Genomic DNA, 2,496 nt, shown 5'->3' on the forward strand with positions numbered 1-2,496 from the left:
GCTTAGGTAATTTTTCGCCGTTTTAGCCTCGTTTAGCGTCGGCATTTGGCCTTTAAAATTTGTAAGCCCCATAAATTCTTTATCTCCGTTTACTCTACTAAAAATAATCTCGGAGGCGGTTTGCTCGCTAACGGCGTAATGAAGCTTGTTTTGAACTATTTTAAAAAATTTAATACTCTCGTCGCTTTTTGGATCGTAGTCGTAGCTAGTGGCGTAAAGGTCGAGTACTTGGCGATACATCGCTTTTTCGCTACTACGGATATCGCGAATGCGTTCAAGCAACTCTTTGAAATAATCGCCGCCGCCCGTGCCTTTTAAGCGTTCGTCGTCAAGCGCAAAACCCTTTTTTATATATTCTCCTAAGCATTGCGTCGCCCACTGACGAAACTGCGTACCGCGAGATGAACGCACGCGGTAACCTACGGCTATAATCAAAGGCAAAGGATAATAAGCCATTTTACGCTTTATATTGCGCCCGCCTTCATTTTGAACTGTCAACTGAAAGTTGACAGTTGCTTTTTCATCTATCTCATTTTCTAAAAAAATAGCCTTTATATGCTTGCTAATATTTTGTTTGGTCGTCTGGTAAAGTTCCGCGATTTCAAGTTGCGTCAGCCAAAGCTGTTCATCAAATTTTTGCAAAGAAAATTTTGACTTGCCGTCGCTAGTCGTGTAAATAATAGCTTTCATATTTCGCTGCCCGAATTTATTTCCGCAACGATTTCGTCGATTTGTTCGCGCAAATTTGAAATTTTGGCTACTGTTTGTTTTATTTGTAAATTTAACTCGTCTATATTAATAACCTCGCGTGTATCTTTTGCCTCGACATAAGAGCTTACGGCTAGATTGTAATCGTTTTGGACTATTTTTTCATTATCTGCGAGTGCGCATACATGGGCGATATCTTCTTTTTTACCAAAAATTTCTATTATTTTAGCAATGTGTTCGTCAGTTAGGACGTTGTTGTTTGTTCTTTTTTCAAAAAACCCGCTAGCATCTATAAACTGCGTTTTAGTCTCTGTTTTATGCTTTGAAAGAACAAGGATATTAACAGCTATCGGAGTGCCATAAAAAAGATTTGGGGCGAGCGAGATGACGGTCTCGACAAAATTTTCTTTTACGAGATATTCGCGGATCTTTTTTTCCACACCGCCTCTATAAAAAATGCCCGGGAAACTAACTATCGCGGCTCTGCCTTTTGCCGAAAGGTAGCTGAGTGCGTGCAAGATAAAGGCAAAATCCGCCTTGCTTTTTGGCGCAAGAACGCCCGCAGGAGCAAATCTAGGATCGTTTATGAGCGTCGGATCGTCGCTACCGATCCAGTTGATGGAGTAAGGAGGATTTGAAACGATAGCGTCAAAAGGCCTATCGTCGCTAAGCTTTGGATCTAGTAGCGTATCGCCGAGCTCTATGTGAAATTTAGAGTAATTAACGTTGTGTAAAAACATATTCATACGCGCCAGGTTGTATGTCGTGTGATTTATCTCCTGGCCAAAAAATCCATCCTCGACCTCATGTTTGTCAAAACGTTTTTTAGCCTGCAAAAGTAGTGAACCAGAACCGCATGCTGGATCGTAAATTTTATTTACGCGCTCTTGTTCGTGCATGGCAAGTGCGGCGATGAGCTTTGAGACATTTTGCGGAGTGAAAAACTCGCCGCCGGATTTGCCTGCATTCGCGGCATAGTTCGAGATAAGAAACTCGTATGCGTCGCCAAAAAGATCGATATGGTTGTTCTTAAAATCGCCAAAATCAAGCTCGGCCACGCCTTTTAAAACCGCTGCGAGTCGCCTGTTTTTCTCTGTAACACTATTTCCTAAACGGTTGCTAGTAGTATCAAAATCGGCAAAAAGCCCCTTTATGTCCTGCTCTGACTCATACCCGGATGCCGAACCTTCGATACTTTTAAAAATTTGATCTAAATCGGTATTTAAATTTGCGTTATTGTCGGCATTTTTTACGACGTTTTTAAATAACTGACTAGGGTATATAAAATATCCCTTCGTAACAATAGTATCGTGCTTGATCGCTTCAAGCTCCGGCGAATCGTCGGGCAAGCTTGCGTAGTCAAAATCACCGTCGTCGCCCTCTATATAATCCGTAAAATTTTCGCTAATAAATCTGTAAAACAACGTGCCCAGGACGTATTGCTTAAAGTCCCAGCCGTCAACAGCACCTCTTACTTCATTTGCAATACTCCAAATTTGGTTTTGCAAAGCCTTGCGCTGCGTCTCTTCGCTCATTTAATAGTATCTCCTAAAAAAATTTTATGCATATAAAATGGGAATGCTGCCGATAAAATTTAGCAATTCCATACTCTAATTTTCGCAGCAAAATTTCGCTTCCTAAAATTTCATTGCGGCACGGTGCCGGTGGAGGCCTGCTCGCGCTACTTGCCGCTTAGATACTCCTGCAGCGTTTTAACTTCAAGAGCGGAGTCATCCTTTATCGAGCAGATCGAGCGCGTAGCGGCGATCGCCGCCTTCATCGTCGTAA

The 2,496-nt window shown here is 42.1% G+C and carries 2 protein-coding genes; both read right to left on the reverse strand.

Features of this window, described 5'->3' with window-relative positions:
- The coding region (gene rhuM / locus Q0605_RS04005) for a RhuM family protein (RefSeq protein ID WP_298704430.1) at window positions 1-690 on the reverse strand (690 nt) is incomplete at its 3' end.
- Complete coding sequence (locus Q0605_RS04010) at window positions 687-2,243, reverse strand: type I restriction-modification system subunit M (RefSeq protein WP_298704431.1); 1,557 nt, start codon at window positions 2,241-2,243, stop codon at window positions 687-689. The genes Q0605_RS04010 and rhuM, both read right to left, overlap by 4 nt.
- Window positions 2,244-2,496 lie beyond the last annotated feature (253 nt).

Origin of the sequence: uncultured Campylobacter sp., from assembly GCF_938017705.1 — a bacterium.
GTDB lineage: Bacteria > Campylobacterota > Campylobacteria > Campylobacterales > Campylobacteraceae > Campylobacter_B.

What these genes read in the sequence shown, in the direction of transcription:
- Q0605_RS04010 (WP_298704431.1), bottom strand. Translation starts at nt 2,243, where the DNA reads ATGAGCGAAGAGACGCAGCGCAAGGCTTTGCAAAACCAAATTTGGAGT.